Raw genomic sequence first — 24,134 nt, 5'->3', positions numbered from 1 at the left:
AAGTTGGAGGAGATCCGCAGCTGAGAACCCGCAGGGTTCAAAGAGATTGGCCGGGGCGTGAAGCGCAGCGACACGCCCGGTCTTTCGGCCCCTGTCTACAGCACCCTGAAAGGCGTGCCACCCGTCGGCGAGTGGATCGACCCACGATCAGTATCCTTGAGCAATGGAGATGCAAGCCTCGGAATCCGGTGGCATCGCTGCGCGATGCTCCGCATTTTTAACGGTTCCGGGGGTGCTGGCACCCCCGGCTATTCTCTTCGAACCCTGCGGGTTCGGGCTCTGCCGACAAGTTGGGAAACGCCGGTATCACCCCACCTGTCTAGTGGGCACTTTTGGGGCTAAAGCTGTGAGAGGTCTACCGCACTCCATCTGACCCAACTCGGTCGCGAAGCGTCCTGGACTGCTGTAGCCCTCTACCGCTTTTCGGCGCGCCCGGAGGGCTATCCCGACGCTGGCTGTATCAAGACACCGTCGCCGGCTTCGCCGCGGTCCCCGCACCCGCAGCCGGCGGCCGTTTGGAGAAACTGCGCCAGTAGCTCAAAGGCAGCAGCGCCATCCCGATGAAAATCAGCTGGGAGATGTCGAAGATCAGCAGCCACTTGAACGCGGCGTCCATGAATCCGTAGGAGTGCAATCCGATCCCCAGCATGTTCACGCCGAACCAGGAGAAAGCCGTAATGACGTTTCCGAACAGGGCGATGGCCATCAGGCTCTTCTCCGTGCAGATCTTCCCCCACCGAGCATGCAGATAGACAGCGTTCCAAATCACAATCATCAAGGCCCCATTCTCCTTGGGATCCCAGCCCCAAAACCGTCCCCAGGATTGGTCTGCCCAAATGCCCCCGAGGACAGTGCCTACCAGGCTGAACAAGGTCGCGAAACAGATGATGCCGTAAACCATTCGGGAGAGCGCCGTGGCCATCTGCTCCGTCAGGGAGGTCGTCAGCACTCCCCGCAGCACATAGAGCATCGCCAGAAACCCAGCTAGGAAGGAGGCCGAGTAGCCGAGCGTCACCACGACCACATGAGTGGCCAACCAGAAATTGGTATCGAGGACCGCGCGCATCATCTCCATGGTGTCTCCGCCCAATGAAAGATTGTGCGCCACAATCAAGGTGGTGAAGCCACCCATCGAAGCCACTACCGACCCAATGGCATTCCGATAGAAAAACTCAATCGTAATCCCCAGAATGCAGATGCCCCAACCAATGAACACCGCCGAAGAATAGAGGTTGGTGACCGGAGGACGGCCTTCCAAGACCATCCGATAGATCAGGCCGGACGTATGAACCAGGGCGGTGAGAATCAACAGGTAGAGCGCCGAACGACGGAACGGCTCCGATTGGTTGAACCAGGAGGCACATGCCAGGATGAAAGCCAGCACGTAGATCGCCGAGGATTTGTAGAATGGCTCGAAGTGATTGAAGTAGTGCTCATTGCCTCCCTTGGCCACCTCAGGCTGGTATTGATGATCCAAGAGCCATTGCTGATACTTGCTCAACGAACTGTTGAAGCGAGCGGGCTCGCCCGCATGATAGGCCGAGGCCATTTCCGCATAGGACAAAACGGGTTCGAGGACTTTGCCACCTCGGGCTGCTTCCATCAGGCTCGTACCCACGTTCATCCAATCGTCTCGAGTATGATTCGGAGATCCAGAAGGAACCACCAAGGCGTAGCCGAAACGCGCCATTTGATCGTAGCGTTGGAGGTGATCCACAATCGTGTCAAAGGCCTTCTGATCAAACTCCTTGCCCGCCTCGCGATCCCGCACCGCTTTCACACCCGGTTCCACAGCGGCCTGATAAGTCTTCAGCTCAGCCGCAAAATCCAGCGTTGACTCGTGCTTGAGTGTGTTCTTGATTCGGCGGTAAAGAATCACATTCTGATGCAGTCGCATCACGGCCTTCTCGAACGGGTTTTGGCTCTCGCTCTTCACCTTTTCGGTATCGATGCGTTCCGCCTCCCGTCCCAAGTCCATGATGTTGGTCTGGAACTGCGTGAACGAGAAGAATTTCTCCTCCGGTGACAACTTCAGCATGCCGCGCAGATCGGGATGATCGATCCGAAAGACCTGGCGGGTGTCGGCCTGATCCGGTTTGAAAACCACCTCAAGAAACCAGTCGATCGCCTGCAACGTCTTGCCCCCCTCCACGGGCACCGTCTGCTTGCCCCGCAACACCAGGAGTGAGTTGCGGGCCACGCTGTCCATCGGCTGGGTTCGGCCGTTCAACAGAACCGGCAACTGGCCAAAGCCCTTGGTGTTGATCCCCTCGGGCACCCGCGGCGGACGCAACCCGGCTCCCAGCCACAACAACACCAGAACCGTTAGAATCAGAGGAAGCTGCTTTTTCATGAGGTTCGCTTTTTGATGAATCCAACCAAATGTATCATGAATTGAATCACGAGACCCAGTCCCGCCATGATACACGCAATGTAGGGGGTCAGCCATCCCGGATTGCGCACCACCTGCAACACCGTCACTTTGTCGTCCACCTTGTCGAAGCTGGCCTGATAAAACGTCAGCCCGGCGTATCGCAACGGGTTGTTCATGTAGATCAAGACCTCGCGATCCTCACCGGTGGAGGGATTCTGCAGCCGGATTTGGCTGGAGAAATTCCGCGGCAGCTCGGTTCCTTTGTACTTATCGTGACGGAAATCGAGCAGGCTCAGACTAAACGGATAGTAATGACGAGCCAGCCGCAGAGTCATCGCATAAGTCCGATCCTTGTAGGTGAACTTCTGAGGCTCATCGAAGTAGCCAGACACCATCCAGGTTCCCAAAGAGCCCTCCGGACCCGCGACTTCCACCACCATCGACGGCACATCGCGATACTCCATCGAGGTAACCCGCGGAAGCTCGATCGCGTGCGCCCTGACGCCGATGCCCTGGGTCGCCTGAGCCGGCTGGTTCAGGATCGCACCACTGCGGTTGGTCACCGTGGAATGCTCGAAATACTCCTTGATGTTAAGATGGAACGGCAAGCCGGGAGGCTGGATGGCCCCGCGTTGCTTCAGCAGCGACTCGGGCACGGCGAACACCTTGTCCTTCTCCTTTTCCGTGGTATCGATGAGCGCGAATTCGGAACGGCGGTCGGCCTCGGAATAGTTGCGGGTTTCACCCTCGCGAATCCGAATGCCGCTCTCGGTCGCCAACTGGTCGGTCATCAACTGCCCCAACAGCAAAAGGATGAGCCCCAAGTGGACCAAAAAGATTCCCGACTTTTTCCAGGACATCCGAAACCGTTGGATGTGAGCGGCGACCAGATTGATGAGCAGCAGCGTGCCGATCAGATACCCTCCGGGAAAAACCGGAATCCAGGGAGCCGCCAACACATCGGCGGCAAGCATGGGGGTGAGGTAGATGTTCACCAGCTGGGCGGACTTCTTCAGCGCGGCCAGCATGGCGGCCGCATCGACAAACATGCTGTGGAAAAAATGAGTCTGGGCGATGTAAAGCCCGAGAGGCTCCTGCGCCATCGTTCCCAGAAAGACCAGGATCAACCCCAGCACCAGCAGCACAATCGTCAGCCGCAAGGAACAGAGCAGGTTCAGAAATCGTTTAAGGGGCTTGGCCATATTTCGCACTTTGAACAAACTTGAGAAGAGGACCCTTCTCCCGCTCGGAGACGGACGGAGTTCCCATCATCTTGTAAAACCAGGTGTCCCCGTTCACAGGGACAACCACTCCCACCAGCCGCGCCGGCTGGCCGGTCTTGGCATCGGTTCCTAGAAAATCAACGACCGTCCCCTTCCCGCCTTCCCAGACCAAAGGCTGCGTTTCCTGGGCAAGAGAGTCAGCGGCCAAGGGAGACAAACCGACCTGCCCCCGCCAACGATTCACGTTCGCTAGCAGCCCTCCCACATCACCCGGGAAACGACTGATGGTCACATCCGCCTTGGCGGAGGCTTCGCCGGTCACCACAAATTTGCTCAAGACCATCGGACCAGGGCTGGCTGCCTGCCAGCCGGCGGGAACCGTCCACGCCGGCAGACCTGGTTCGGACGCGGGTGGAACTGGCGCGGAAGGGGCGGAAGCGCTGGCCACCGGCCGATCCGCCGAGGGCTCCGCGAACGAGACGCCCTTCAAGAACTCTGTCAACACCGGCCGCTGCGCCTGAACCAACCCCTCATCGCCCGCCAGCTTGAAAAACCAGGTAACCCCCTCGCGAACCACCACCGCCACCAGAACGCCATTGGGATCGGTCGCCTGAGCCGCCTCAGATCCACGCATGTCGAAAAGCTTGCCCTCCAATCCAGCGATCTGGAGAGGGGCCACATACTTGGCCAGCGCATCGGCCTCCACCGGCCCCAACCCGATCTGCTTGCGCCACATGTTGACAAACTCCAGATCATTGCCGCCCATGCCCGCAAGCGGGATCACCGAGAGTTCAGCTGACCGACCACCAGAACCGGCGATTACAAAGTTGGCCGCCCGCATCCGATTCGGCACCTCCCGAGATTCCCATCCCTCCGGCAGCTTGCTCCACCGCAACTCCGGCATCGGCGGGGCCACGCCGGCCGTGTCCGCGCGCACCGGCGCCTTTTCCTTAGGCACCTCATAAACCTGGATCGACTCCTGTTTGCACCCCACCAACGCAGCCGACACCAACAGCACCCACAGGTGCGGTCTCCGGTTCAACCAAAATAGACTAAGGGACATCGGCTGCATTCGTTAATAGTTAGGAGCCCAAGGGCCGGCAGTCAAAGATTGACTGTTCCGGAAGCAAGATTGTTCATCTGGAGTATCCGAACGAAAAATGCGTTTGCGGGTTGTAGTTCGACCGCCCTTAGGATATCAAATCGTTGCTAGATCATTATCCCATGTCATCGCCGCAATTAACCCATCGACTTACCAACCGACCAGCGCTCTTCGCCTTGTTGACGAGTGTCGCGTTCTGCCTCTTTCCAGGAGTCGGCCAGGGCGCCAGTGTGCACTCGGCGACCGACCCCGTCCCTCGAGCCGACGAAAGCTGGAAGACCCGCCAAAAGCTCCTCAATCAGCGGGCGGCTGATGGCGGCCGCTCCGCCGAGGTCATCTTCATCGGCGATTCCATCACCCAAGGCTGGGAAGGAGAAGGCAAAGCGGTGTGGGAACGCTATTATGCCCCGCGCAAGGCGATCAACCTGGGCATTGGAGGCGACCGAACTCAGCATGTGCTTTGGCGCCTGGACAATGGGAACGTCGACGGACTCGCGCCGCGCGCTGCGGTGGTCATGATCGGCACCAACAACTCCAACGGAGAAGACAACTCGATCGCTCAGATAGCCGACGGCGTCGCCGCGATCGTCACCAAGCTGCGAGCGAAGCTTCCCCAGACCAAGATTCTGCTGTTGGCCATCTTTCCTCGGGGTGAAAACCCCTCCAACCAGCGCGGAAAGCTGCTCCAGGTGAACCAGATCCTTCGGCGTCTGGCCGACAGTCAGTGGGTGCACTGGCTGGACATCGGACATCTCTTCGTTACCGAGCAGGGTTTGATCCCGCGTGACCTTATGCCCGATTATCTGCACTTGTCGCCGAAGGGCTACTCGCTGTGGGCCGACTCTATCGAGGAGAAACTCAGTTCACTGATGGGTGGCCAAACGGCAGGCGATGCAGTCAATCCCAATGCTCAAACTCTCGCTGGAGAATGGATCTGGAAGATTCAAGGTCCGGACGGCAATCCGGTGGAAGCCCCGCTGATCCTCACGGTTCAAGGCAGCCAAATCACAGGCAAGTTCGCCCGGGGCAACACCGACCGCTGGCTGGAGATCGCCGATGGTAAGCTGGAAGGAAACCGAATGAGCTGGACCGTGAAGCGCGACCGCCCAACCGGAGGCGAGCTAACCTACCGCATGTCGGGGACGCTGACGGACGGCAAAATCAACGGACGCGTCAAAACCCTCCTCAACGGGGAGGAGCAGGACGTTGAGTGGAGCGCTCGACGTAAGTAACCCCGCCCAGACCGCTCCACCGCTCCCCTCCCCTCCGATCCGTCCGAGGACGGAAGCATCGAGCTGTCTCTTGGAGCGCCTGACCGGTCACCGGCAGGGTCGCCTCAGGAACGCCGCTACAGACCGACGCCGTCGACCGAACTCACTTTAGAGCATTAGAACCATGGAACCTGGAATTTCAATCTTGTCCACTCAGGACATCGAACTCCGACACAACGATCGAGAGATCCTGAACCGCGCCTCGCTGTCGGTCGCCGAGCACGACCGCCTCGGTCTGGTGGGCCGCAACGGCAGCGGCAAGACAACGTTCTTGCGTATTCTCACCGGCGAGATCGTTCCCGATTCGGGCAATGTCACCCGGCAGCGCGGCCTGGTGGTCGGCTATCTCCCCCAGGAGTTCACCCTCGATCCCGCCTTGAACGTGCAGGAGAATATTCGATCGGGAGCCAAGCACATCTTGGATCTCATCGAAGAGTTCGAAAACCTCGCGGGAGACTCACCCCGACACGCCGTCCTGGAGGAACAAATCGCCCACTTCGATGGATGGAATCTGGACCACCGTATCACGCTGGCCCTGGCGCACCTGAACTGCCCGGCGGCAGATCGGGACATCCAGTCGCTGTCCGGCGGGGAAAAACGACGTGTAGCCCTGGCGCGCGCGATCGTCGCCCAACCGGATCTCCTCATCCTGGATGAACCCACCAACCATCTCGACACCGAGAGCATTGAATGGATCGTGGAGTATCTCTCCCAATACCCCGGCGCCTTGCTCGTAGTGACTCACGATCGACACTTTCTCGATCAAATCGCCACCGGGATCATCGAACTCCGCAACGGCGTGTTCGAACGCTACGATGGCAACTACACCGATTACCTCGGGGCGCGGGCGGAGAAGCTGCTGTCCGAGGAACTCGTCGAGCATAAACGCCAGATGTTCCTGCGGCGGGAAATGGACTGGGTCCGCCGTCAGCCCAAGGCGCGGACCACGAAGTCCAAGAGCCGCCTCGACCAATTCTTCGAAGTGGCCGAGCAAGGCCCTCCCCCGGAGGAGTCCGACATGGATCTGGTGATCCCACCGGCGCCCCAGCTGGGAAATCGCGTGGTGGATCTGTGTGGCGTCGGAATGGAACTCGGCGGCCGGTGGCTGTTCCAGAACATCGACCTGACCTTCGCCGGCGGAACACGTATCGGGATCACTGGACGAAACGGACTGGGCAAAACCACGCTGCTGCGCATTTTGATCGGGCAGCTCGCCCCCACGCTCGGAGAGGTCCGGACCGGGCAGTTGACTCAGTTCAATTACATTGACCAGGGGAGACTACAGCTGAATGAAGATCGGACCGTGCTCGAGGAGATCAGCGATGGCAGTGAGTGGGTGAAGTGGGGCGACTCCAAGCTTTCGTTGCGCGCTTACCTCAAACGCTTCTTGTTCACGGACGACCGCATCGTCACTCCGGTGAAGTACCTGAGCGGAGGTGAACGCAGCCGGCTCCTGCTCGCACGCATCCTCAAGCAGGGAGGAAACTTCCTGATCCTGGATGAGCCCACCAACGATCTGGACCTGCCCTCACTACGGGTGTTGGAGGAAGCGCTGCTGGCATTCACCGGCTGCGTCCTGGTGGTTAGCCATGACCGCTACTTTCTGAACCGGATCTGCACCGGCATCCTCGCCTTCGAAGGCGAAGGCCGGGTCGAATACAGCATCGGAAACTACGACTATTATTTGGAGAAGAAGAAGCGCGCCTCCCAGGCACGAGCCGGAGGCCGTTCTGGGGAGAACCCGGGGGCGAGAGAAAAAGCGGGAGCGACGGTCGCCAGCGGCGGAGGCAGCGGCAAAAAGCGCAAGCTCAGCTTCAAGGAACAGCGCGAGCTGGAGGGGATCGAGGCGGTCATCCAGGCGGCCGAGGCGGAAGTGGCCCGAATCGAGGCCCTCTTCATTTCTCCGGATTTCCACCGCGACTACGGAACGAAAACAACCCAACTCACCGAGCAGATGGAGAAGGAAAAGCAACGAATCGTCAGCCTCTACGCCCGTTGGGAGGAGCTTGAGGCCATCCGCGTCGAGTCCGCCTCGGTTTAAGCGGCTCCTCGAAGCCAGCCGTCGGGGTCCGGCGCCATGAAACCACTTTCCGAACGTTCATTGTTGCTGCTGCTCGCGGCGGTGCAGTTCACGCATATCATGGACTTCATGATCATGATGCCGCTTGGACCGCAGCTCATGCGGGTGATGGAGATCGGGCCGGGACAATTCGCGGCCTTTGTGGCAGCCTATGCGATCAGCTCCGGCATCGTCAGCCTGCTGGCTGCGCCGTTCGTTGACCGGTTCGATCGCAAGAAGCTGCTGCTGTTCACTTATGCGGGATTCGCTCTGGGTACCTTGACGTGTGCCTTGGTGCAAAATGCCACGCCTCTTCTCGTCGCGCGGGCGGTCAGCGGCGCGTTCGGAGGACTTTCCACGGCAACCGTATTGGCCATCGTCGGGGACGTCATCCCGCCGCAACGCCGCGCGGCGGCCATGGGCATCGTGATGACCGCTTTCTCGGTAGCGGCGGCGCTCGGCGTCCCTTTCGGGCTGCAACTGGCGCAGATGTTCCGTTGGGAAACTCCGTTCTTCGTCCTCGCAGGAATGGCGAGTGTGACGTGGGCGGTGGCGCTGTTGAAAATGCCGTCTCTTCGCGGACATCTCGAGGGCGGCCGCTCCCGGCGCGCGTTCTCCGAACTGATACGCGACGCCAATGCCGGCCGGGCTTTGCTGTTCATGGTGGCAACCGTGCTGGGCCATTTCACCATCATTCCGCTGCTCTCCCCTTATCTCGTTCATAACGTCGGTTTGCCGGAAAACGATCTGTTCCTCGTGTATCTGACCGGCGGGGTGCTGACCGTGTTCACCGCGCCACGGATCGGCAGGCTGGCCGACCGTTTCGGGCGGCGCCGCGTGTTCTCCGTGCTGGTCATCATCGCGAGCCTGGTCACGGTGTTCATCGCGAACTCAGGCCGCCTGCCAGTCTGGGCGGTGCTGGTTTCGGGCGGAGCGTTCTTTGTCTTCGCCAGCGGACGCTTCGTGCCCGGCCAGGCAATCATGACGCTCGCCGTGCCGGCGTCGCGACGCGGGGCCTTTATGAGCTTGAGCGGCTGCGCTCGCGACCTCGCCACCGGACTGGCTTCCGGTATCGCCGGCCGGGTGGTAACCACCGCCCCTTCCGGGGAACTAGTGAATTTTCACTGGCTGGGATGGATCGCCGTTGCGGCTGGCGCGCTAAGTATTTGGCTGGCGACTCACGTGCAGGTTCACGAATCAGATGAGCTTCGTCCGCATTCTTAGCGGCAACACTGCGGTTTGGAGACGTTGAACCGGTGGTCGAGGTCCCTTGATAGAGTCAGGAGCGGAGTCGCTTCCAGGCCAGCCCAGGACGCTCCGTGCGGAATGTGACCAGCCGAGTATGCTCCACTTCCGTGACGTAAATCGTTCGGCCATCCGGCCCCCCAAAGCACAAATTGCTCGGCTTGCTGCCCAGGACCGGAATGGTGCGTAGGACTTCCCCCTGCGGGGAGACCACAGCCACCAAACCAGCACCATGCCTGGTGATATAGAGATTCCCATCGACATCCGCGCGCATGCCATCGAAGCCGAAATCCTCGAATTTCCTGAGCAGGCGTTTATTGGTCAAGGTACGCTGTGGAGTCAGGGTAAATGCCCAAACATTGCGCTGAACGCTCTCGTTCACATAGAGCGTGCTCCCATCAGGACTGACCTCGATGCCGTTGGTGGTACCCATTCCCTGAGCGAGCAGATGCGTCGAGCCATCCTTGTCGATACGCCACAGCTGACCATCACCAGTCTTCCATCCCGGGTCGCTCGCAAACAGAGTGCCATCCGGGGCTATCGCCAGATCGTTAGGCTGGTTCATCTTCGGGTTGTGCGCGAACACCGAAATCTTGCGCGTACGCGGGTCGATCTGCAGCACATTGTGCTGGGTGTAATCGGCGACAAACATCTGGCCAGCGCGATCGAACACGATCCCGTTCCCAACGCTCTTGCCGGGAAGCTCAACGAAAACCTCGGAAGTGCCGTCGGGTCGAGTGCGTCCGATGGTTCCCTCTTTGCGATAGTTGACGGCGTAGACATTCCCATCGCGATCGCAGGCCGGCCCTTCAATGCCGAGTGTGAACTCACCCGGCTGCGTAAGCGGTCTCGCGGTCCAAAGCGGCTCATGGGACCCGCTCGACTGACAGCCCGCCAGGGGAACCACCGCGGGCAGCGCGAGAGCTGCCGCAGTCCGACGAAGGAAGGTTCGCTTCGAAATCATGCCAGGCAGGGTAGCGGACCCATCGACGGAGATGCAAGATTCAGAGGTCACAGAATGTGTTCAGGGTAGCCCTCTGTTCGAAGGAGTTTCTGAGGCCGAAGCCGAGAACCCGCGGGATTCGGACTCTGCCGGCAATGCGAGAAACGCTGGCGTTGCCCAGCGTTTCAGGTCCCGACGGAGTCGGGAATCTCTGCTGATGCGGACGCGCCCTCACCCGGAAATAGTCACACCTGGGCCACCACCCCACTTGTCGGCACTCTTGACCCGGTTCAGGAACCGCCTAGGCTCGCTTTACAGCAGGCCTGAGCGTTAACAGGCCCCAGGCCTAGTTTTCGAAAGCGCGCCACCATGAACGTCATTGGCATCCAATTAGACATCGTTTGGGAAAACAAGCCGGAGAATTTCTCCCGCGTCGATCGCCTGATGGCCGCAGCCTCCCCCGAGCCAGGATCCCTCATTGTGCTGCCGGAGATGTTCGCGACCGGATTCAGCATGGATGCCGCTAAAAACCAGGAATCACTTCCCTCCCCGACCGTACGTTTCCTCTCTCAGTTGGCTCAGAAGCACCAGGTTGGAATCCTGGCTGGAATGGTCCTTAAGGATGCCCAGGGTCGTCCCAGAAACGAATCGGTGTTCCTTTCCCCTGCGGGTGTCATGGAGTGCCGCTACGCGAAAATGCAGCCGTTTACCTTGGCCGGGGAGGCTCAAAACTTTGCGGCCGGAACACAGGTCGAAGTCTTTTCCTATGGCGGATTCCGAATCGCTCCATTCGTTTGCTACGACCTTCGCTTCCCTGAACTGTTCCGCGCCGCGATTGACCAAGGTGCGGACCTCCTTGTCGTGATCGCCAATTGGCCGGTCGTTCGAGTGGGCCATTGGCGAACGTTGCTGCAAGCGCGAGCAATAGAGAACCAAGCCTATGTCGTAGGCGTTAACCGAACCGGTAGCGATCCCACGCTTCACTACACCGGCCAGAGCCTGATTGTCGACCCGTTAGGGGAAATCCTGGCGGAGGCGGGAGAGCCCGAAGGAGTCATGAAGGCTCAGCTGGATCCACACCTGTCGGCGAGTTGGCGAGCAAAGTTCCCTGCGCTGACGGATCGGCGAATGCCCCCAGGTGCTTCCACGGCAGCAGTCCTCGCGACCCACCTCCAATGACCCGGACATGGCCATCGTCACCGTGACCTATCTCCAAATGCTGTCGCGCGAGGCGATCAGGCCCCGTCCCTGCCCGGACCCCCACCTGGAGATTCGCGAAACAACAGTCAAGCAATGGCAGTTCAATCGCTTTCTCTACATGTTGGTGGGCGGCGACTGGGGATGGGTGGATAAACTTGTCTGGGACGATGCCGAATGGAAAGCATACGCCGAGGCGGAATCACTGCGCACGTTCGTCCTTTACTACGACGGCTCACCAGCCGGTTACTTCGAGCTGAATTTCCAGATCGAACGTCAGGTGGAAATCTCCTACTTCGGCCTAGCGCCTAAATTCATCGGCCAAGGGATGGGCGGTTACCTGCTGAGCTGCGCGCTTCTGACGGCTTGGGAAACCCACCCCGATCGAGTCTGGGTTCACACCTGCAGCAAGGATCATCCTGCCGCCCTCGTCAATTACCAGGCGCGCGGGCTGCAGATTTACAAGGTCGAACACATTCCTTTGTGAACACACTCGATTAACCACCCCCCAGGAACCTGGAAGCTATGGACAGCCCCCACATCCTTCATCGGTCGCATCCCGCTCCCCCTAACCCACTCAAACATCTTTTCGCCTTCCTGCTACTCATCGGCCTCGTCTGGAGCCTGGGAACCGTTCGTTCAGCCGCGAGTTCGGCCAACGGTCGCGTGGTGCTTCAGGCTTTCTGGTGGGACTATTGGAACAACAATTATCCTGCCGATTGGTCCACCTACCTCGCCGACCTGGCTCCGCGCCTGCGAGAGATGGGAATCGATGCCGTCTGGATTCCGCCGACCTGCAAGAACAAGGATGCTACGGGCGCAGTCGGCTACGCTCCCTTCGATCACTATGACCTCGGCGACAAATGGCAGGGCGGCAACACCGGAACGCGTTTCGGCACCAAGGACGACTATCTGCGCTGCGTGGCCATCCTGCATGCCAATGGCATTGAGGTCATCCAGGATGTAGTCTGGAACCATCTGAATGGGGCCGGATCAGGCGACGGCAGCGGTGGCGAAGACCCCCAAGCTCACGGAAACCGATACAAGAATTTCCGCTACTCCTGCTTTCAAACACCAGCGAAGTCGGAGACAGCCGCCAACTACCTGGCCCGCAAAGGACGTTTCCCGAAAAACTGGCAGAACTTTCATCCGTCTCCCGCGCACGACACAGAGAACGGCGATATCGCCGCAGGCTGGTTTGGACCGGATCTGTGTTATTTCCGCGATGCGTATGGCCGGAGTAGCAACGCGAAATTCAACCCGACCCAGCCCGCCAACTACGTCCGGGACCAGGTCAGGGCTTGGTCAGTCTGGCTCAAAAAGCAAACCGGCGTGGACGGGTTTCGCATTGATGCCGTCAAACACTTCGAACCGTGGGCCTGCAAAGATTTCCTGTGGAACCTCGCCCACAATGCCAACGACGCCAGTGGTGGACCGGATATGTTCGCCGTGGGCGAATACATCGGAAACCGAGACCAACTTGACCAGTGGGTCGACAGCGTGAACCACAGCGACGGCTTCGCTGACGTGGTGGGCAGTTTTGATTTCAGCCTGCGTTCGTCGCTCAAGAGCATGATCGATGGCAGTGGTTTCTTCGACTTAGGCTCCCTTCCCAGCACACAACAGCAGCGTCGCACTCGAGCCGTCAGCTTCGTTAACAGCCATGACTCGTTTCGTCCGAGACTAGGCGCGACAGGTGATTACGTCGGGTGGGACTCCGCCAACGAATTGGGCGGCCACGTCGACCCCAACGATCCTCGTATCCAAGCCGCTTACGCGGTGGCCTTCGCCATGGATGGATCCCCTTGCATCTTCTTCGAAGACCTTTTCGACCTTCACTCCACCAGTGCGCGCTGGACCCATTTTCCCACCAACGAATCCACACTTCCAGCGCGCGATTATCTCAAGAACCTGATCTGGTGTCATGAGAGCCTGAGGTTCAAGGAGGGAGCTTATCTGGTCCGCTGGCAGGCCGCCGACTTGCTGGTGATGGAGCGTCAGTCGCGGGCCATCATCGGCGTGAACGACCATTGGACAGCTTGGCAAGAGGCAACGATCCCCACCTCGTTCGCTCCCGGCACCCGTCTCCACGACTATTCCGGGGCGAACACCGAGGATCTGGTCGTGGGAGGGACAGGACAGGTCACCATCCATGTGCCTCCATGCGATGGGTCTAACCGACGACGGGGCTATGCCGTCTGGGGCCCCGCCGGTATCAGCCCAATTCCGCCCCAAGCAGAGATCAGCACCCTGCAGGAATGGGAGATGGCGGATGACCTGGGGGATTCGCATCCCCAGTCGTTAGGGCAAGGTGGCGCTCTCCCTTCACGATCGGTTGAGTGGCGGACAGTCGGGCGCCTCTATGCCGCGCCGAATCGGAAAACCCTCGTCGAGTTGCACCCCAGCCGCACCAACACACCCATTACCCTCCAGGTTGAGAACGCGAACTCGGTGGTGGGGCAATCCACAGGTCAGGGAGTTGTTCGAGTGGAGGTCAGCCCCTCGCAAGCAGGCTATCTCACTCTCAAAGTGCGGAACGCACGCTCTACCAATCCCAAGCAGACCGTTTGGGTAAAGGCCCGCTATACAGCGCCTACCAGGCGAGATCCCTGAAACCACTCAGGCGGAACGCCCCAGCCACACGATAAGGATGGTGCCGAGGATGATCCGATACCATCCGAATCCAACGAACGTGTGTGACTGCACGAAGCGCAACAGCCAGCGCACAACCAGGAAGGCGGAAATGGCTGAGATCAAAGTCCCAAGTCCCACGAGCCACCAGTCCGAGCTCGTCAAGGAGCTGCCGCTCTTGAGCTCACTCAGGACCTCAAGTCCGCTGGCGGCGAACATGGTGGGAATCCCGACCAGAAAGGAGAACTCGGTAGCGGCCGGACGACTGATGCCCAGCGCCAAGGCGAACAGGATGCAAGCTCCGGAGCGCGAAGTTCCCGGACAAGTCGCCGCCAGCAACTGAGCACAACCGACAGCCGTGGCCGCCGCCCAACTTACCTCGGCGACAGTGGGACGCCCACGCAACCAACGCTCGATCACCAGAATCACGATCCCACCAATCAACGTAGCCATCGCCACCGGAAAAACTGTCTCCGGCAGCTTCCAGTGAAGAACTTTCTTGAGAATGAAGCCTCCAGCGGCGGTGATCCCGAAAGCCCAACCCAGCTTCAGCAGGTACAACCGCGTGGCCGGCTCCCGGCTGGAGAGCAGCAGCTCCCGCGCTCGCTTGGAAAAGACGACCAGCACCGCCATCACCGCGCCGCATTGGATCACCACTTTGAACAGCTCGGTTTTGGTGACCCCGGCATGGATCCAACGTTCCGCGATCAGCAGGTGGCCGGTCGAGGAGACCGGAAGGAACTCGGTCAAACCCTCGATGATCCCCAGAATGATAACAGCAATCCAGTCAGGCATTCAGTTGCTTAGATGAGTTGAGACAAAACGATATGCTGGGGCGATGGCACCAGCCTACTCTCCCAGGAAATGGATGGCCACTCGGCGGGAGTGCGGAGCGGTCCGGTGCTCCCACACATAAATCCCCTGCCAGGTGCCAAGACACATCCTTCCCGATCGAATCGGGATGGAGAGCTGAACAGTAGTTAAGGCCGTCCGAAGATGGGCTGCCATGTCGTCATCGCCTTCTGCGGTATGAACGAAAAGCGGATCCCCGTCCGGAACCAGCCGTTCAAAAAACCGTTCCAGGTCCCCGCGCACATCAGGATCGGCATTCTCTTGGATAAGGAGAGAGGCCGAGGTGTGCTGAATAAACAAGGTCGCCAGCCCGGTAGTGAGGCTGCAGTCGTCCAGGTGACCCTGGACCTGCGGGGTGATCTCGGTGAACCCCCGGCCTTGAGTCCGGAGGGTGATCTCGAAAAAAGCCTGTTTCATTTGGCCGACGCCGCCGCTTTGAATGCGGCGTCCAGTCGCTTCTCAAGTTCCGCGTTTTGAGGATGACCATTGCTGGTGGCCTTCTGATAGTGCCACTGGGCAAGCTTATGGGAGGGCGGCTGCTGCAGGATGTATTCAACCGCGAGATTGTAATGGGCGTCGGGATAGTCTGGCTGAATCTGCAGGGCTTTGCGGAACGCCGTCTCGGCCGGCTCGCGCAAGCCTTTTTGGCTGAGGGCCACTCCGAGCGAGTTCTGAGTCATCGCGTTTTGAGGATTCGCGTTGGCCGAACGGCTTAGAGCATCGAGAGCCTCGTCGGTTTTGTCCTGACGCAGGCGGATCAAACCGAGGATGTAGAGAGCCGCCGGATCCTCAGCACCTACCGCCAAGGCCTGTTGGATGGTCTTCTCGGCCAGGTCCAACCGCTGCAAGGCGAACTGCGCAGCCGCCAAGTGCGTGAGAACGCTGACGTTCCCCTGATCCTGCTGCGCCAGACGCTGAAATTTCTGCTCGGCTTGGGCGTATCGGCCCGCCTCGTAATCCGCTCGCGCCTCGTTCATCAAGCCAGTCGGCACCGATCCCGACCCCGACGCGGCACCGGAGGCTGGACTGGCGGCCCGATTCGACGCCAAGTCGGAGGGCGAAGCGATATTGGCTTCCAGCCGACCGAACAACGCCAATTCCTGCTCGGTGTAGGGCACCGCCTTGGATTCCAACACATCCAAACGACTTTTCAGCAACGCCAACTCGCGTTCCAGACTTCGGGAGGCGTTGGCGTTCTTGGAGGCGGAAGACCTTCGAGAGGTCGGAGGAACCTGTTCAGCGAGGGCGAGCTTCTTTTCGAGGTTTCGGTTCTCCTGCTCAAGCTTGCGAGCCTGCTCACGGGCCTCGGCCAACTCACGCTCCACGCGATCCGTGCGCACCGGAGCGGGTGTCGCGGCTGGCGGCGCAGTCGGAGTCGCAGCTGCAGGTGCCACGCTCGTCTTGGCCATGGCCAACTGCTTCTCCAACTGGTCGGATTTGCGTGCGAGCTCTCGGCTGGCTTCTTCCGCCTGACGGAGTTTGGCCTGAGCTTCCTGAACTTGCTGACGGAGCGCATCCTCCCTAGCCGAACGTCCGCCTGAGGGTTGGGCCTGCGCCTGCTTGGATTCGGCCAACTGCCGAGCCATCTCCTGATTCTCCCGCTCGAGCCGCATGGAGACCTTCTTGGTCTCGCTCAACTCCTGGTTCATCTTTTCCAGACGACGCAGCCGATCCTCATCCACCGCGTCAAAGCCCGCCCGCGTGCCGCCGGCGCGAGAAAGCTGCTGCTCCAAAGCAGTCTGCTTGCGCAAAAGCTCCTGGTTTTGAGCCTGCAGATTCAACACCTCCCAGGCGGCCTGCTTGAGCTGGCGATGCACTTCAACGGAGGCCGCTTCGCCTCCAGCGCCCGGGGTGAGCTGCAAGGGAGTCGCTGCCCCCGGAGCGCCGCTAGCTGCGGTCTTGGCGGTCGCCAGTCTTTGCTCCAAATCACCTTTTTGGCGCGCGAGGAGCCGAACTTCCGACTGACTCTCCAAGAGATCCCTCTCGAGCTTGACCAGACGCCGGGTCGATTCGGCATCTCCCGGCCGGTCCGTAATGGACGTCGACAAACGCTTCTCGAGGGCGTCCTTCTGCGCCGCGAGCTTCTGGGATTCGGTGCGAGAGTCCGCCAACTGCTGTTCCAATTCATTGAAGCGTTTCAGCTTCTCCTCCTGGCTCGCCTGGGAATTCTTGGTCTCAGCCAACAGCTGCTCAGCCGTCTTTTGCTTACGGTTCAACTCTTGGTTGGCCTCTTGCATAGACTTGAGGCTGGCCAGAGCCTCCTGAAGCTGACGCTCCAACTCCGGATTCGGGTTAACCGGAGCAGGAGGCGGAGGCGTCGACTTCGCGACCTGCAACTCCTTCTTGAGCACCTCATTCTCGGTTTTCAGCGCGCTCACAGCCCCCAGCTGATCGGTGAGGTTCTTGCGCATCTCCACGACATCGGTAGGCTCCACGACCACGCGGTTGGTCACATAAGCCAGATTGGTCACCGTAGTCTGGTTGGTTACCAATTGAACGACCGTGTTGGTCACTAGGATGGACCTAATCTTCTTTTGTTCCTCCTGGAGGGTATTCTTGAGCGCCTGGTTCTCCACCAATAATTCCCGCAGCTGATCCTGCGCTTTCGCCAATTCCTTAGGATCGGTGGTGTTCGGCTGCACCGAGAGCGCCTCTTTCAACTTCGCCTCCAGCCGGGCCGCAGTCGCCCGCAAGGCCTGATTCTCCTCACGCAGCCGAATGAACTGAGGATCAAGAGCTGGCGGAGCATTGGCTTCGGGCGCCGAGCTGGGCGGGGCAGCCGGAGCAGCCGGTGCCGTGGCCGACGGCCGCAACGGGGCAGGCGCAGGCGCGGCCGAGAGGGACTTAATCTGGCCGGTAATATAGCTAAGCCGATAGATCAGAAGACGTTCATTCCAACCGGGAAACTTCAACTGCAGCTGCTCCAACGCCTGCTTACTGCTGAGGTAAAGCTTCAAGGCAGGGTCAATCTGTCCCCCTTCCCGAAGCCCATCGGCCTCGACAACAAGGCGGTAGATGCGCACGTACTCCTCGTCCGCAGTGACAGCAGCCCAAAGGGTTACCGAAAGCAGCAGCGAGATTCCAATTGCGATGATCGAACGGCCATGCATGGCTTTCAATTACCCTATGGATCTGCGTTTGGCAACGATCTCTCGAGGCAGAGTTGACAGCCCACGAACAAACCCACCCTCGGACCGGCCAAAATTGCCTTATCACCAGGGTGGGTCCGTAGATCTCGGCGGGTAGACTGTTAAATTTGCCCAGCTGCCCCGTCACAAAGCACGAGTTTGCTGGGTTTTAGGACGAGAGCAGGCCTGGCATATCCGCTGCTTGAGAAGCAGAACGAGTTATGATCGATTCGCTTTTTAGCCAGCCAAACTATGTGGCAGCAAAGCAACTCCTACGCGGCACCGCGATGGAGAGAGTCGCCATTGCCAACAACGTCGCGAATGTCGAGACCCCCGGCTACCACCGGATGCAGCTTGACCAAGCCTTCAAAGAACAACTGCAAAGCGCCGTCCGAAGCCAACAGGTGTCAGGCCTAGAAAGCCTGCCCCTGAATCTCGTCGAGGACCCGAATGCGGTCGCCAGCCGACTGGACGGAAATTCGGTCAATTTAGAGCAGGAGATGCTCCACCTCATGCAAAATTCGGTGGATCACGCGTTTGAAACCCAGCTCCTGAGTGGAAACCTGCTCCGGATGCGACTCGCGATCACGGGTCGCAGCTAAGCCCCCTGAGACGTAACACCCTATGGTAGACTTACTGCCCGGCATCCAAGCCACCTCGTCCGCTCTCAGCGCTGAGCGCATCCGAACCGACATCATTGCCCAGAACATCGCGAATTCGATGACGACGCGTGGTGCCGACGGGAAAATCTACCAGCGCCAGACTGTAGTTTTCGAAACCGCACTCCAGCAGCAGACGGCCAACCAGAGTGGCCAGTCGATCCCGACTCACCAGGTCAACGTCAAGGTGCAGGATGACAATCGCCCCCCTCGTTTGGTTCCCGACCCCTCAAATCCGGGAAAAATGATCGAGGTGCCCGACATCAACGTGCACAGCGAAATGATTGATCTCATCATCTCCCAGCGTACCTACGAGGCCAATCTGGCCGTCGCAAAGAGCTGCCGCTCGATGGCGCTTCAAACCCTCACCCTTGGAAAACGGGGTTGATCTCTAACCTGCTATCGCGATGAACCTCATCAACGCTGTTCGGGCTTTCAGCCCCCCGGACCTAGCTTCCCTGCGCGACGCAGCGGCAAGCCTATCCTCCGGCCGGCCGGGTGGCATCTCCGCCAACGAACTGGAGAAGCTGGGCTCCGCAGCGGATTCACTTTCCATCCAGCCTCCCGCCGCCAAGGGCTCGGGAGACTTCGGCAATGTCCTCGGCCAAATGGTTCAAGAGGTCCAAGCCAAACAGGCACAGGCCAGCGCCGCCATGACGGGAGTGCTGGCGGGCGACGGGGTCCCGCTTCATGAAGCCGTGTTGGCCTCCGAGGAAGCATCCGTTGCCTTTCAACTCATGGTCGAGGTGCGAAACAAGCTTTTGGAGTCCTATCAAGAGCTGATGCGGATGCAGGTTTAAACTGACTGATGAAAGAGCAATTGGATCGTTTGGCCCAGCAATTGGGTGGAATCTGGAAGCAAATCGGCATCAATCAGCGCATCAGCCTCGTGCTGGGAGCGATGGTTGTTGCCGTCGGCCTGTTCTCGGTGGCCTGGTGGTCCTCGAAAGTCGACTACCAGATGCTCTACGGGCGCATGGACGACAGCGAGGCCGGCAAAGTCGTGGCCGTGCTGGACGAGCTGAAGGTTCCCTACCAACTCAGCGGCGGCCAAATCCGGGTTCCGGCAGATCGAGTTCACTTCCTGCGCATGAAGCTGATCGAACGCGGCCTCCCCCGAGGCGAAGGTGTCGGCTACGAACTCTTCGATAAATCCAGCTTCGGCATTTCTGATTTTCTTCAGCGCGCCAACTACGTCCGGGCGATCCAGACGGAACTGGCTCGCAGCATCGTGCTCATGGAGGGAGTTGAAAGCGCGCGGGTGTTCGTGGTCGTCCCCGAAAACCGACTGCTGCTCGAAGCTCAGAAGAAGCCCACCGCATCCGTGTTGATCAAAACCCGAGCCACCGGGGCGCTCAGCACCGCCAGCGTGAATGCCATCCGATTTCTAGTCGCCAACGCGGTCGAAGGCCTCCAAGCCAATCAGGTGGCCGTCATGGACAGCCGCGGCAACACGCTCGCAGCCGAGGACGAGGGCGATGCGATCGGCGGACTGACCGCCACCCAACTGAATGTCCGTCGCCAATACGAGCAGCACCTGTCCAAGAGTGCGGAAACCATGCTCGAGAAAGTGCTCGGCCCCGGCCAGGTGGTGGTGCGGGTGGCGGCCGAAGTGAATTTCGAAAGCGGCCGCAAAGAGGATGAGAAATATGATCCCGAAGGCCAGGTCACTCTGAAGGAGGAAACCAAGGACAAGAAAAACGACACCGAGAATCTCCAAGGAGCCGGGGGGTCGCCCGGAGTGGCCACCAATACCAGCACGAGCACCAACGGGGCTGCCGGAGCGAATAACTCCTCAAAGCTCAGCGAGAAAACAACCACGAAAACCTACGGCGTTACCAAGATCACCAGCACGACCGTCCTGCCGCCTGGCAGTCTCCGCCGACTGTCGGCCGCCGTATTCATCAACGTCCGCTATGAAGGCGAAGGAGCCAACCGCAAGGTCGTGCCCCGCACCCCGGAGGAACTCGACAAGCTCAAACGCATTCTCCAGAGCAGCCTCGGAATCCAAATTACCCCGGATAGCCTTCGAAAGGATGAGCTCACGCTCGAAGAGATGCCGTTCAACGAACAATACGCGGCCGACCTGACCCAACAGATTCAAAAGGAGGAAACCAAGCAAACCATCTTGGCCGTGCTTCGTAACCTGGGATACCCCCTGCTCGCCCTCGGAGCGCTCATGACGTTCTTCCGTCTGCTGAAGAAAACCTCCGCCGAAAACATCCCGGTTGGATCACCTCCTCCGGAAGAGCACGCCGCCGAGGGTGACGGCTCGCCCAACTGGCAAAACCCCAACCGTAAGCCCGAAGTGGTCACCGTGGGCGTTCTCAACCAACTCATGAAAGAAAGTCCGGAGAACATGACGCTGGCGTTACGCAACTGGATCAACCGAAACAAGCCTCCAGAATAGAGACTAACCCCGCATGTCCTCAGAAGCCGCAGCCAAAGACCCAGCCGCCGAGGCCGAAAGCCCGGTGAGTCACATGACGTCGTTTCAGAAGATCGCGGCGTTGCTGGTCATGCTGGGTCCGGAGGGGGCCTCAGTGGTTCTCAAAGGCCTGGCCCCGGCGGAGGTCGATGCCATTTCAGTGGAGATGGCGAAGATTGGGCTCATGGACCGACCGCTCCAGGAGGCGATTCTTAAGGAGTTCTCCAACGTGGCGGTCGAGGCCAGCACCTCGGTGCGCGGAGGCGTTGAATTCACGACCCAGGCGCTCGAGAAAGCCATGGGGATCTTCAAAGCAAACAATATCGTCACGCGCGTGGCGCCCAGCCGCACTCCTGTCGCCGCCATGCAGGAGATCGTGGAGATGGAGCCGCGCCAAATTGCCACCATCATCAAAGCCGAACAGCCCCAGACCATCGCCCTCATCCTGAGCTATCTCCCTCCCGACAAGGCCGGCCAGGTACTGACCCTGACCCGCAATGAAATCCGCGACCAAGTCGTCGAGCGGCTGGCCACCCTGGTGCCCACCCCGATCGAGGCCGTTGAACGAGTGGTGGCCATCCTGGGTGCCAAAACCGGCACCCGCCAAACTCGCGCTCTGAATCAAACCGGCGGACTCAAGGCCGCTGCTGCCCTGCTGAACGCGCTCGACAAGAACAACAGCAAAGCGCTGCTGGTAGCCATGGAGGAGCGAAACCCGGAGCTGGTCCAGTCCATTCAGCAGAAGATGTTCACCTTCGAGGATCTGGCCGGCATCGAACCCGCGGGCCTGCAGCGAGTCCTTCGCGAAGTCGACCTCCGCGAACTCGCCATCGCTCTCAAATCGGCCAGCGAGGAGCTCAAGGGCGCCCTGCTGGGCGCCATCTCCAAACGGGCCGCCGAGACTGTGGGCGAGGAAATGGGTCTCATGGGCCCCCTCAAACTGCGGGACATCGAAACCGCACAGAACAAAATTATCGAGGTGGTTCGACGCCTCGAGTCGGAAGGCGAGATCAGCATCGGACGCGAAGAAACGGCCTAAGCGGTCTACCCCGGATGAGCCAACACCAACTCAGCATTTCCACTCCCTTCCGCGACGCACGCATGAAGCGGCCCACAGCCCCAGGCGACCCTGCCTCCGAAGCTGTCGAGCGCGCAGCCTACGAACGCGGCCGCCAGGATGCGGAGAAATCCATGCGCGAGCAACTCCTGACCCAGCGCTCCGAGCTCTCCGCTATCCAACGAGGCCTGTTCGAGTCCCTGCGAAAGGCGGTCACGGAGGTCGTCCAGCAAAGTGAGTCGCTGCTGGTTGAATTATCGATCGAAGTGGCTGGCAAACTGGTTGCCGACATCCCCCTCAGCCCCGGAAGCGTCGCGTCCACCGTGCGCGAGGCCCTGGCACAGGTCGAGGGCACCACGGAGATAACGGTTCAGCTCCACCCTGATGACTTGGCCTTGCTGGAACAAGTGGGCGAGGCCGAACGGCCCGGCTTGCCAGGGGTCGACGCGGTCCGACTGGTGGCTGCTCCGCACGTCTCCCGAGGAGGCTGCCTGGTTCAAACCCGGTTTGGAGTCATTGACAACCAACGGGAAACAAAACTCCGAAACCTTCGTGAGACTCTAAGTAGCTGATCCCTTCACAACCGCCCGCTTTCCTCCACTCAACCATGGCTGACACCTCCTCCGCACGCCCAACAAACCGGATCAGCCAACTCCTCTCCAAAACCAGGCAGAGCCGCCTGATCGAACGCCGGGGGTACGTGGTGCAACTGATCGGGCTCGTCATCGAAAGCGAGGGACCGGTGGCGGCCGTCGGTGATATCTGCCGCATTGAATCCTCCCGACATGATCGCACGACGCTGGCCGAAGTGGTCGGATTTCGCAACCATCGCCTGCTCCTGATGCCGCTGGGCGAAATCCATGGGATCCACCCCGGCAGCGAAGTCATCGCCACCGGCGAAGCGCTCCGTTTTCCAGTCGGACCCGGGCTGCTCGGCAGGGTCATGGACAGTCTCGGACGCCCGCTCGACGGACTGGGAACCATTCATGGGGATCATCAAGTCGGCCTGCAAATCAATCCCCCCCATCCCCTGCGCCGACAGCGCATCGTGAAGCGGTTCGAAACCCGCATCAAAGCGATCGACACGCTCATCCCGTGCGGACGCGGCCAGCGGCTTGGAATCTTCGCCGGCAGCGGAGTGGGTAAATCAACTCTCCTCGGAATGCTTGCCGGACAGGGGGAGGCGGATGTCAATGTCATCGCGCTGATCGGCGAGCGGGGACGCGAGGTACGCGAGTTCCTGGAGCGGGATCTGAGCGAGGAGGGCCGCAAGAAGTCGGTGATCATCGTAGCGACATCCAACGAACCCGCGCTCGCGCGCCTGAAAGGAGCCTTTCTCGCCATGGCGATCGCCGAGTCATTCCGCGACGAGGGCAAGAATGTCATGTTGATGATGGACTCCGTGACTCGCTTCGCCATGGCGCAACGCGAGATCGGTCTGTCGGTCGGCGAACCCCCAGCCACACGAGGATATCCTCCCTCAGTCTTTTCCCTACTCCCTCAGCTACTCGAGCGCGCCGGCACCAACGAGCACGGGGCCATCACCGGATTCTTCACGGTGCTGGTGGAAGCGGACGACCTGAACGATCCCATCGCCGATGCTGCCCGCTCGATTCTTGATGGACATCTCGTTCTGAGTCGAGAGCTGGCCACCGCTAACCACTACCCCGCGATCGATGTGCTCGAAAGCGTCAGTCGTCTCAACACGGACCTGCTCACCCCCGAGGAGCGGCAACTCACCGCCAAAGTACGTGACTACATGGCGCTCTACCGTCGCAATCAGGATCTCATTCAGATCGGCGCCTATACCGCCGGAACCAATTCTGTTCTCGATAAGGCGATTCGAATTCGTGAGTCCCTGCAGGAGTTCCTGCGCCAAGGCACCCAGGAAGGGGTGCCCAATTCCGAGAGCTGGAGCCGGCTGCAGAAACTGCTGAGCTGAGGCCATTGCCCGGATGCTCGGGC

The 24,134-nt window shown here is 59.9% G+C and carries 20 protein-coding genes; 13 read left to right on the top strand and 7 right to left on the bottom strand.

The genetic code is table 11. The features are described 5' to 3' along the window. Positions 1-460 precede the first annotated feature (460 nt). From ccsA to JNN07_05835, 3 genes are read right to left on the bottom strand one after another with little or no spacing between them, the layout of a single operon-like run. Entirely contained in the window at positions 461-2,353 is a 1,893-nt protein-coding gene (gene ccsA, locus JNN07_05845; protein MBL9167243.1) for a cytochrome c biogenesis protein CcsA, read from the bottom strand. Beyond that, positions 2,350-3,576, bottom strand: coding sequence for a cytochrome c biogenesis protein ResB (locus tag JNN07_05840; GenBank protein ID MBL9167242.1), 1,227 nt, complete (start codon positions 3,574-3,576; stop codon positions 2,350-2,352). The genes ccsA and JNN07_05840 overlap by 4 nt, the downstream gene beginning before the upstream one ends. Further along, positions 3,560-4,660 (bottom strand): hypothetical protein, encoded by a 1,101-nt coding sequence (locus JNN07_05835; protein MBL9167241.1) that lies wholly within the window; start codon positions 4,658-4,660, stop codon positions 3,560-3,562. The genes JNN07_05840 and JNN07_05835 overlap by 17 nt, the downstream gene beginning before the upstream one ends. Before the next feature lie 161 nt (positions 4,661-4,821). Here JNN07_05835 and JNN07_05830 point away from each other — a divergent pair, with 161 nt between their 5' ends. The 3 genes from JNN07_05830 (at position 4,822) to JNN07_05820 (ending at position 9,253) form a co-directional block, all read left to right on the top strand. After that, positions 4,822-5,931, top strand: a complete 1,110-nt coding sequence (locus JNN07_05830; GenBank protein ID MBL9167240.1) for a hypothetical protein — start codon at positions 4,822-4,824, stop codon at positions 5,929-5,931. A gap of 163 nt (positions 5,932-6,094) precedes the next feature. Next, entirely contained in the window at positions 6,095-8,011 is a 1,917-nt protein-coding gene (locus JNN07_05825) for an ABC-F family ATP-binding cassette domain-containing protein (GenBank protein MBL9167239.1), read from the top strand. Between the two features lie 36 nt (positions 8,012-8,047). Further along, entirely contained in the window at positions 8,048-9,253 is a 1,206-nt protein-coding gene (locus tag JNN07_05820; protein MBL9167238.1) for an MFS transporter, read from the top strand. Between the two features lie 55 nt (positions 9,254-9,308). Here JNN07_05820 and JNN07_05815 read toward each other — a convergent pair whose 3' ends face one another. Beyond that, positions 9,309-10,289, bottom strand: coding sequence for an SMP-30/gluconolactonase/LRE family protein (locus tag JNN07_05815; GenBank protein ID MBL9167237.1), 981 nt, complete (start codon positions 10,287-10,289; stop codon positions 9,309-9,311). A gap of 297 nt (positions 10,290-10,586) precedes the next feature. Between JNN07_05815 and JNN07_05810 the strand changes: the two genes are divergently transcribed. From JNN07_05810 to JNN07_05800, 3 genes are read left to right on the top strand one after another with little or no spacing between them, the layout of a single operon-like run. After that, positions 10,587-11,396, top strand: coding sequence for a carbon-nitrogen family hydrolase (locus JNN07_05810; protein ID MBL9167236.1), 810 nt, complete (start codon positions 10,587-10,589; stop codon positions 11,394-11,396). Positions 11,397-11,403: 7 nt separating this feature from the next. Continuing rightward, on the top strand, positions 11,404-11,901 hold the full coding sequence (locus tag JNN07_05805; GenBank protein MBL9167235.1) for a GNAT family N-acetyltransferase: 498 nt from the start codon (positions 11,404-11,406) through the stop codon (positions 11,899-11,901). Positions 11,902-11,939: 38 nt separating this feature from the next. Beyond that, the gene (locus JNN07_05800) at positions 11,940-14,027 is read left to right on the top strand and encodes a DUF1939 domain-containing protein (protein MBL9167234.1); all 2,088 of its coding nucleotides are present in this window, start codon (positions 11,940-11,942) and stop codon (positions 14,025-14,027) included. A gap of 6 nt (positions 14,028-14,033) precedes the next feature. Here the strand turns inward: JNN07_05800 and JNN07_05795 are convergent, their stop codons facing one another. From JNN07_05795 to JNN07_05785, 3 genes are read right to left on the bottom strand one after another with little or no spacing between them, the layout of a single operon-like run. Next, positions 14,034-14,840 carry an undecaprenyl-diphosphate phosphatase gene (locus tag JNN07_05795; GenBank protein ID MBL9167233.1) on the bottom strand — a complete coding sequence of 269 codons (807 nt, stop codon included), beginning with the start codon at positions 14,838-14,840 and terminating at the stop codon, positions 14,034-14,036. A gap of 54 nt (positions 14,841-14,894) precedes the next feature. After that, positions 14,895-15,314: a YjbQ family protein gene (locus JNN07_05790; GenBank protein ID MBL9167232.1), complete on the bottom strand. Its 420-nt coding sequence runs from the start codon at positions 15,312-15,314 to the stop codon at positions 14,895-14,897. Further along, entirely contained in the window at positions 15,311-18,007 is a 2,697-nt protein-coding gene (locus tag JNN07_05785) for a tetratricopeptide repeat protein (GenBank protein ID MBL9167231.1), read from the bottom strand. Before JNN07_05785 ends, JNN07_05790 begins: the two co-directional genes overlap by 4 nt. Before the next feature lie 239 nt (positions 18,008-18,246). Here JNN07_05785 and JNN07_05780 point away from each other — a divergent pair, with 239 nt between their 5' ends. Genes JNN07_05780 through JNN07_05750 form a run of 7 tightly spaced genes read left to right on the top strand, consistent with a single transcriptional unit; the run spans position 18,247 to position 24,111 of the window. Continuing rightward, complete coding sequence (locus tag JNN07_05780; protein ID MBL9167230.1) at positions 18,247-18,627, top strand: hypothetical protein; 381 nt, start codon at positions 18,247-18,249, stop codon at positions 18,625-18,627. Between the two features lie 22 nt (positions 18,628-18,649). Continuing rightward, the gene (flgC, locus tag JNN07_05775; protein ID MBL9167229.1) at positions 18,650-19,072 is read left to right on the top strand and encodes a flagellar basal body rod protein FlgC; all 423 of its coding nucleotides are present in this window, start codon (positions 18,650-18,652) and stop codon (positions 19,070-19,072) included. Between the two features lie 19 nt (positions 19,073-19,091). Then, a complete protein-coding gene (gene fliE, locus JNN07_05770; protein MBL9167228.1) occupies positions 19,092-19,484 on the top strand; it encodes a flagellar hook-basal body complex protein FliE in 393 nt (130 codons plus the stop codon). An 8-nt stretch (positions 19,485-19,492) separates the two neighbouring features. Then, on the top strand, positions 19,493-21,094 hold the full coding sequence (gene fliF, locus JNN07_05765) for a flagellar M-ring protein FliF (GenBank protein MBL9167227.1): 1,602 nt from the start codon (positions 19,493-19,495) through the stop codon (positions 21,092-21,094). A gap of 13 nt (positions 21,095-21,107) precedes the next feature. Then, positions 21,108-22,151: a flagellar motor switch protein FliG gene (gene fliG, locus JNN07_05760; GenBank protein MBL9167226.1), complete on the top strand. Its 1,044-nt coding sequence runs from the start codon at positions 21,108-21,110 to the stop codon at positions 22,149-22,151. A gap of 14 nt (positions 22,152-22,165) precedes the next feature. Beyond that, a complete protein-coding gene (locus JNN07_05755) occupies positions 22,166-22,741 on the top strand; it encodes a hypothetical protein (protein ID MBL9167225.1) in 576 nt (191 codons plus the stop codon). A 35-nt stretch (positions 22,742-22,776) separates the two neighbouring features. After that, positions 22,777-24,111: a FliI/YscN family ATPase gene (locus tag JNN07_05750; GenBank protein MBL9167224.1), complete on the top strand. Its 1,335-nt coding sequence runs from the start codon at positions 22,777-22,779 to the stop codon at positions 24,109-24,111. The last annotated feature ends 23 nt before the right edge of the window (positions 24,112-24,134 follow it).

The organism is Verrucomicrobiales bacterium (assembly GCA_016793885.1).
In the GTDB taxonomy this organism is placed as follows: Bacteria; Verrucomicrobiota; Verrucomicrobiia; order Limisphaerales; family UBA11320; genus UBA11320.
This window is presented reverse-complemented; position numbering and strand designations above follow the sequence as displayed.

What these genes read in the sequence shown, in the direction of transcription:
- ccsA (MBL9167243.1), bottom strand. Translation starts at nt 2,353, where the DNA reads ATGAAAAAGCAGCTTCCTCTGATTCTAACGGTTCTGGTGTTGTTGTGG.
- JNN07_05840 (MBL9167242.1), bottom strand. Translation starts at nt 3,576, where the DNA reads ATGGCCAAGCCCCTTAAACGATTTCTGAACCTGCTCTGTTCCTTGCGG.
- JNN07_05835 (MBL9167241.1), bottom strand. Translation starts at nt 4,660, where the DNA reads ATGTCCCTTAGTCTATTTTGGTTGAACCGGAGACCGCACCTGTGGGTG.
- JNN07_05830 (MBL9167240.1), top strand. Translation starts at nt 4,822, where the DNA reads ATGTCATCGCCGCAATTAACCCATCGACTTACCAACCGACCAGCGCTC.
- JNN07_05825 (MBL9167239.1), top strand. Translation starts at nt 6,095, where the DNA reads ATGGAACCTGGAATTTCAATCTTGTCCACTCAGGACATCGAACTCCGA.
- JNN07_05820 (MBL9167238.1), top strand. Translation starts at nt 8,048, where the DNA reads ATGAAACCACTTTCCGAACGTTCATTGTTGCTGCTGCTCGCGGCGGTG.
- JNN07_05810 (MBL9167236.1), top strand. Translation starts at nt 10,587, where the DNA reads ATGAACGTCATTGGCATCCAATTAGACATCGTTTGGGAAAACAAGCCG.
- JNN07_05805 (MBL9167235.1), top strand. Translation starts at nt 11,404, where the DNA reads ATGGCCATCGTCACCGTGACCTATCTCCAAATGCTGTCGCGCGAGGCG.
- JNN07_05800 (MBL9167234.1), top strand. Translation starts at nt 11,940, where the DNA reads ATGGACAGCCCCCACATCCTTCATCGGTCGCATCCCGCTCCCCCTAAC.
- JNN07_05795 (MBL9167233.1), bottom strand. Translation starts at nt 14,840, where the DNA reads ATGCCTGACTGGATTGCTGTTATCATTCTGGGGATCATCGAGGGTTTG.
- JNN07_05790 (MBL9167232.1), bottom strand. Translation starts at nt 15,314, where the DNA reads ATGAAACAGGCTTTTTTCGAGATCACCCTCCGGACTCAAGGCCGGGGG.
- JNN07_05785 (MBL9167231.1), bottom strand. Translation starts at nt 18,007, where the DNA reads ATGCATGGCCGTTCGATCATCGCAATTGGAATCTCGCTGCTGCTTTCG.
- JNN07_05780 (MBL9167230.1), top strand. Translation starts at nt 18,247, where the DNA reads ATGATCGATTCGCTTTTTAGCCAGCCAAACTATGTGGCAGCAAAGCAA.
- flgC (MBL9167229.1), top strand. Translation starts at nt 18,650, where the DNA reads ATGGTAGACTTACTGCCCGGCATCCAAGCCACCTCGTCCGCTCTCAGC.
- fliE (MBL9167228.1), top strand. Translation starts at nt 19,092, where the DNA reads ATGAACCTCATCAACGCTGTTCGGGCTTTCAGCCCCCCGGACCTAGCT.
- fliF (MBL9167227.1), top strand. Translation starts at nt 19,493, where the DNA reads ATGAAAGAGCAATTGGATCGTTTGGCCCAGCAATTGGGTGGAATCTGG.
- fliG (MBL9167226.1), top strand. Translation starts at nt 21,108, where the DNA reads ATGTCCTCAGAAGCCGCAGCCAAAGACCCAGCCGCCGAGGCCGAAAGC.
- JNN07_05755 (MBL9167225.1), top strand. Translation starts at nt 22,166, where the DNA reads ATGAGCCAACACCAACTCAGCATTTCCACTCCCTTCCGCGACGCACGC.
- JNN07_05750 (MBL9167224.1), top strand. Translation starts at nt 22,777, where the DNA reads ATGGCTGACACCTCCTCCGCACGCCCAACAAACCGGATCAGCCAACTC.